Origin of the sequence: Streptomyces sp. BE20, assembly GCF_036322525.1 — a bacterium.
Classification (GTDB): Bacteria; Actinomycetota; Actinomycetes; order Streptomycetales; family Streptomycetaceae; genus Kitasatospora.
Genome location: NZ_JAQYWW010001221.1, coordinates 98,769 through 105,095, shown reverse-complemented (window position 1 = coordinate 105,095; position 6,327 = coordinate 98,769). Strand labels below are relative to the sequence as shown.

Here is a 6,327-nt window from a genome sequence, read left to right as displayed (position 1 = left end):
TGCGAAGGCGGCCGAGTACGGCGCGGCGAAGGTCTACGTGGCCGACGGCGCCGAGTTCACCGACCAGCTGGTCGTCCCGAAGGTGGACGCGCTGACCCAGATCGCGAAGGCGAGCGAGGCCGCCGCGGTGCTGGTCACCTCCTCCGGCGAGGGCAAGGAGGTCGCCGCCCGCGTTGCCCTGCGCCTCGGCTCCGGCATCATCACCGACGCCGTCGACCTGGAGGCCGGCGCCGACGGTCCGGTCGCCACCCAGTCGGTGTTCGCCGCGTCGTTCCAGGTGAAGTCCAGGGTGTCGCAGGGCGCCCCGGTCATCACCGTCAAGCCGAACGCCGTAGCGCCGGAGGCCGCCGCGGCCGCGGGCACCGTCGAGGACGTCACCGTCGCGTTCACCGGCAACGCCGCCAAGGTCGTCTCGCGCACCCCGCGCGTCTCCACCGGCCGCCCCGAGCTGACCGAGGCCGCCATCGTCGTCTCCGGCGGCCGCGGCGTCGGTGCCGCCGAGGGCTTCGGCGTCGTCGAGGAGCTGGCGGACGCGCTGGGCGCGGCCGTCGGTGCCTCGCGCGCCGCCGTCGACGCCGGCTGGTACCCGCACAGCAACCAGGTCGGCCAGACCGGCAAGCAGGTCTCGCCCCAGCTGTACATCGCGGCGGGCATCTCCGGCGCCATCCAGCACCGGGCCGGCATGCAGACCTCGAAGACCATCGTGGCCGTCAACAAGGACCCCGAGGCCCCGATCTTCGAGCTGGTCGACTACGGCGTGGTCGGCGACCTCTTCGCGGTGCTGCCGCAGCTCACCGCCGAGGTGCAGTCCCGCAAGGGCTGAGCCGTCGCCGCAGGGGCGCGTCCGGGACCTCCCGGACGCGCCCCTGCGCGTTGTCCGGGACTTCCCGCACGGCACGTGGTCCCCGGACCGGGGGAGCGGCGACGGGCCCGTAGAGTCGGCGGCACGAGCGCCGGCGACCGCCGGCGGCGGGGCGGCCGATCGCGAACAGGGGCGAAGGCGGACACATGACACTCTTGACGGCACTTCAGGGCGGCTTCGGGGACTCGGGCGACGCGCTGCGGATCGACGGGCGGACACTCTCCCGGGAACAGCTGCTCGGCGCGGCCACCGCCGTCGCCGACCGGGTGGCCGGCGCCCCCGCGCTCGCGGTCCTCGCCCGGCCCACCGCCGAGACCGTGGCCGCCGTGGTCGGCGGGCTGCTCGCCGGCGTGCCGGTCGTCCCGCTGCCGCCCGACTCCGGGCCCAAGGAACGCGCCCACATCCTGCGCGACTCCGGCGCGGTCCTGCTCGCGCACGCCGCCGGGGACGATCCCCGGGAGGACGGCCCGGCCGCCGGACCGCCGGTCACGGCGCTGCCCGTCGACCTGGCCGAGCGCTCGGCCACCACGTACGCCGAGCCCGGCCCGGGGGCGACCGCCTTCGTGCTCTACACCTCCGGCACCACGGGTGCGCCCAAGGGCGCGGTGATCCACCGGTCCGCCGTCGCCGCCGACCTCGACGCCCTCGGCGGGGCCTGGCAGTGGACCGCCGAGGACACCCTGGTGCACGGTCTGCCGCTCTTCCACGTGCACGGCCTGGTGCTCGGCGTGCTCGGCGCACTGCGCAGCGGCAGCCGGCTGGTGCACACCGGGCGGCCCACCCCCGCCGCCTACGCGGCCGCCGGGGGGAGCCTCTACTTCGGTGTGCCGACGGTCTGGTCCCGGCTGGCCGCCGACGAGGAGGCGGCCGGGCAGCTGGCCCGGGCCCGCCTACTGGTCTCCGGCAGCGCCCCGCTGCCCGTCCCGGTGTTCGAACGCCTGGCGGCGCTGACCGGCCACGCCCCGATCGAGCGGTACGGGATGACCGAGTCGCTCATCACCGTCTCGACGAGGGCCGACGGCGAGCGCCGCCCCGGCAGCGTCGGCCTGCCGCTGGCGGGTGTGCGGACCAGGCTGGTCGGCGAGGACGGCGGCCCGGTCGCGCACGACGGCGAGAGCGTCGGCGAGCTGCAGGTCGCCGGGCCGACCCTGTTCGGCGGGTACCTCAACCGGCCGGACGCCGACGCCGAGGCCTGGACGGCGGACGGCTGGTTCCGCACCGGGGACGTCGCGGTGATCGGCCCGGACGGCTTCCACCGGATCGTCGGCCGCGCCTCCGTCGACCTGATCAAGAGCGGCGGGTACCGGATCGGCGCGGGCGAGGTCGAGGCGGCCCTGCGCGACCACCCGGCGGTGGCGGACGCGGCCGTGGTCGGCGCTCCGGACGAGGACCTCGGCCAGGCGGTCGTCGCGTACGTCATCCCGGCCGGTCCCGTGACGGGGGAACAGCTGACGGCCTTTGTGGCGGAGCGGCTCTCGGTGCACAAGCGGCCCCGACGGGTGGTCCTGGTGCCCGAACTGCCCAGGAACGCCATGGGAAAGGTGCTGAAGAAGCAGTTGCTCGCGGACTCGGCACACGGGTGACGGGCGGTCACCCGGCGGGTGCCGGGTGACGCCCGCTCACCTTCCGTGAGCCCTTCCTTTGGCGCACTCCACTGCGCGCTGTGAGCGGACGCGTGCCTAACGTGACACGCAGGCAGAACTGAATCCCCGGGCTCCACGCCGCAGCTTCCGGCCGCACGGCCGGAAGCCGCGGCATGTCGGCCGCGGATCCGTTCCGGCCTTCGTCCAGCGTTCCGCGATCCGCGTTCCGCGTTCAGTGCTCAGCAAAGGAAGACAGCAGGATGACGACCGTCAACACCGGCGCACCGGGTGCCGCCGACGAGCCGACCGGGCAGCACGCCGCCGCCACCGCCTCCCAGCCGGCGGAGGGTGCCCGTACCTTCCGTCCCTCCCGTGCGGCGCGGGTCCGCCGGGGGATAGGCATGGTGGCCGTGATCGTGGCGGGTACGGGCGTGCTCGGCCTCGGTACCGGGGTGGGCAGCGCCGCCGCCGAGCCGGCGCCCGCCCCCGCGGGGTGGGACGGGTCGCGGTACTGGTTCAAGAACAGCCAGGGCCAGTGGCGCTGGACGACCCACTACGACGTGTACCTGGCGCGGACCGGGGCGTCGGCCGGAACCGCCACCGCCACCGCCTCCCCGTCCGCGACGACGGCGACCACGTCCGGGGGGATCACCCAGGGGTGGGACGGGTCGCGGTACTGGTTCAAGAACAGCCAGGGCCAGTGGCGCTGGACGACCCACTACGACGTCTACCTGGCGCGGACCGGAGGGTCGTCGGACGCGGCGCCCTCGGCCTCCGGCGCGTCGTCCTCGCCCCAGTCCTCCGCCGATTCCGCGGTGCCGGCGGCCGACGGTGACGTCGAGACGGCCGTGTCGTTCGCGCTCGCCCAGCTCGGCAAGCCGTTCAAGACGGCGGGGAACGGGCCGGACGGCTACGACTGCTCGGGCCTCGTCCAGCAGTCCTTCCGGCGCGGGGGCATCGAACTGCCGCGCGTCGCCAACGACCAGTACGCGGCCACCACCCCGGTGAAGGCGAGCCAGCTGCTGCGCGGCGACCTGCTCTTCTGGTCGGACGACGGCACCGCGCGGGGCATCCACCACGTGGCGATCTACCTGGGCAACAACCAGTACGTGGAGGCTGCGCGACCCGGCACCCTGATCCGTGTCTCCCGGATCAGCAGCGGCTACTACCCGACCCACATGGGCCGGCCCTGAGCCGGTCCTGCGGACGGACGACGCCCGGGCCGGACGGTCCGGGCGTCGTCGTGGGCGGCGGTGCGGGCGGTGCCGCCGAGGGGGGCTGCGGGGGTGCCGGGGTGGTGCCCGGCGGCGGTGTCCGGGCAGGTCAGGGGCGACCGGTGCCGGGGGCGAGACCGAGATCGGCCGGCCGGGGGAGGGCTCCGCGCGCGCCCGGGGCGGTAACGGCGAAGGCACCGGCCGCGGCGGCGGTGGCGGCTGCCGCCGGGAGGGACGCGCCGTCGGCGAGTCGCGCCGCCAGGGCGCCGCAGAAGACGTCGCCGGCGCCGGTGGTGTCGACGACGGTGGCCTCGGGGGCGGGGACGTGGTGGACCGCGCCGTCGGTGGCGACCAGTGCGCCGGCCGCGCCGAGGGTGATCACGGCGCCCTCGCCGAGGGCGGCCAGGGCGGTGGCGGCCGGGGCCGCGTCGGCGGCCTTTCCACGGGTCTCGCCGTGGGTCTCGTCGTGGACCTCGTCGTGGGGCCGGCCCGGGGCGCGGGCGCCCGCGAGCTGAGCGGCCTCGACGGCGTTGGCGACGATCAGCGGTCCCCGACCGGCAGGGCCCGGCCGGTCGGGGAGCCCGCCGGCCGGGGCGGCGTTGTGGATCCAGCGGGGGCCGCTGTCGCGAAGGACGGCCGCGGTGGCCAGGATGCACTCCTCGGGGACCTCGCCGCTGGTGAGGACGACGTCGGCCGGGGTGAGGGCGAGCGAGGCGAGCGCCTCGGTCACCTCGGCGCCGGTGAGCCGGGCGTTGGCACCGGGGACCACCAGGATGCTGTTCTCGCCGGACGGGTCGACCATGACGACGGCCTGTCCGGTGGGGGCGTCCGTGTCGACGAGCACGGCGCCGATGTCGACGCCCGCCCCGCGCAGGTCGGCCAGGGCGGCGCGGCCGTCGGCGTCCGCACCGACCTTGGCGACCAGATGGGTGGGTGCGCCCATGGCGGCGGCGGCCACGGCCTGGTTGGCGCCCTTGCCCCCGAAGCCCGGGGCCGAGTCGGTCACCAGGACGGTCTCGCCGGGCGCGGGCAGGGCGGGGCAGCGGAGGATCCGGTCGACGTTGACGGAACCGACGGCCACGACGCGGCCGGGTCCGGTGGGTGCGGTCACCGTTCATCTCTATGCGGTCGGGCCGCGGGAGGCAACCGACGGGCGGGGAACCGGTGCGGCTTTCCCGTGCGTCTGTGGCAGGGCGCGCGGGGTGCGGAGGGGGCGCGTGGAAGGATGTCGGACGCCGGTGGTCCGGGGTGCGCACTCCGGCGTGTCGCGGGTTGTACGGGCGTCGCGGCCAGGCCGCTGGCCTGGGCACATGCCTCTGTCATCCGGTGCGGCCGGCGGCCGCGAGCAGGGCGGTCGGGGAGGCATGGGGACCGGCGCGGCGGGGGTACCACCTCGGGTGGCGCTGGTTCGGCTGACGGGGGCGCCGCCCGGTGCGAACGGCGCCGGGGGAGGTCGAGGGGCAGGGGACGTTTGTGATCGTCTGGGTCAATGGCACGTTCGGGGCGGGCAAGTCGAGTGCCTGCCGCGAGTTGGTGGAACTGCTGCCCGGCAGCACGCTGTTCGATCCCGAGCTGATCGGGTTCGGGCTGCGCGCGATGCTGCCGGCCGACCGGATGGCGGCGGTGTCCGACTTCCAGGACCTGCCGGCCTGGCGCCGGCTGGTGCCCGAGACGGCCGCCGCACTGCTCGGCGAGGTGGCCGGGCCGCTGGTGGTCCCGATGACGTTGCTCCGGGAGGACTACCGGGACGAGATCTTCGGTTCGCTGGCCTCGAACGGCATCACGGTGCACCATCTCGTTCTCGATCCTGAAGAAACGATCCTGCGCGAACGCATAGCGCAGCGTGAGGAGTGCCCGGACGATCCGGAGCGCAGCGCGCGGATCCGGCAGTGGTGCCTGGACCATCTGCCCCGCTACCGCGCCGCCCGCCGCTGGCTCGGCCGGGACGCGCGGCTCGTGGACACCGCGGGCCTCACCCCGCGCGAGACCGCCGTCCGGCTCGCCCAGCTGGTCCGGGACGGGTCCGCCCGCTGCCCGATCGTCCAGAGTCCCGACCCCACCGGGGACACCGTCGCGGCCGCGGTCCTGCTCTTCGACGAACAGGACCGGGTACTGCTGGTCGATCCGGTGTACAAGCCGGACTGGGAGTTTCCCGGCGGAGTGGTCGAACGCGGCGAGGCGCCGACCGACGCCGCCCTCCGGGAGACGGCCGAGGAGCTCGGCCTGCGGCTCGACCCGTCGGTGCTGCGGCTGCTGGCCGTCGACTGGGAGCCGCGGACCGGGCCGCGCCGGGGCGGGCTGCGCCTGGTCTACGACGGCGGGCTGCTGGACGCCGCCGGCCGGCAGGGGCTGCTGCTCCCGCAGGAGGAACTGCGCGGCTGGCGGTTCGTCAGCCTGGAGGAGGCCGCCGGGCTGCTGCCGCCGGGGCGCTACCGGCGGCTGGCCGCCGCGCTGGACGCCAGGCGGTGCGGGGAACTGCGGTACCTGGAGGCCGGGCGCCGGGCCGGGGTGGGGCTGGCCAGGACGGCCGACGCGGCGTAGGCCGTCCGTCGTCGGTCGGTCGTCCACCGCAGGCGGCTGAGCGGTTGGGCCGCGGCGTGCCGGCGGGCGGTTTCTGCGCGTGGGGCGGGCGAGGCCGGTGCGGCGTGTGCCGATGACGGCACGACGG

5 protein-coding genes are annotated in these 6,327 nt (G+C 75.9%); 4 read left to right on the top strand and 1 reads right to left on the bottom strand.

The genetic code is table 11. From position 1 onward, the window contains the following. The 3 genes from PUR61_RS42270 to PUR61_RS42260 form a co-directional block, all read left to right on the top strand. Positions 1-823, top strand: an 823-nt coding sequence (locus PUR61_RS42270; protein WP_329885280.1) for an electron transfer flavoprotein subunit alpha/FixB family protein, incomplete at its 5' end; no start/stop codon positions are given. A gap of 185 nt (positions 824-1,008) precedes the next feature. Then, complete coding sequence (locus PUR61_RS42265) at positions 1,009-2,445, top strand: acyl-CoA synthetase (protein ID WP_329885279.1); 1,437 nt, start codon at positions 1,009-1,011, stop codon at positions 2,443-2,445. Between the two features lie 260 nt (positions 2,446-2,705). Further along, positions 2,706-3,638 (top strand): C40 family peptidase, encoded by a 933-nt coding sequence (locus PUR61_RS42260; RefSeq protein WP_329885278.1) that lies wholly within the window; start codon positions 2,706-2,708, stop codon positions 3,636-3,638. Positions 3,639-3,768: 130 nt separating this feature from the next. Here the strand turns inward: PUR61_RS42260 and PUR61_RS42255 are convergent, their stop codons facing one another. Continuing rightward, on the bottom strand, positions 3,769-4,770 hold the full coding sequence (locus tag PUR61_RS42255; RefSeq protein WP_329885277.1) for a PfkB family carbohydrate kinase: 1,002 nt from the start codon (positions 4,768-4,770) through the stop codon (positions 3,769-3,771). A 362-nt stretch (positions 4,771-5,132) separates the two neighbouring features. On the opposite strand from PUR61_RS42255, the gene PUR61_RS42250 reads away from it, so the two are divergent. Further along, positions 5,133-6,200 (top strand): NUDIX hydrolase, encoded by a 1,068-nt coding sequence (locus PUR61_RS42250; protein WP_329885276.1) that lies wholly within the window; start codon positions 5,133-5,135, stop codon positions 6,198-6,200. Positions 6,201-6,327: the final 127 nt, after the last annotated feature.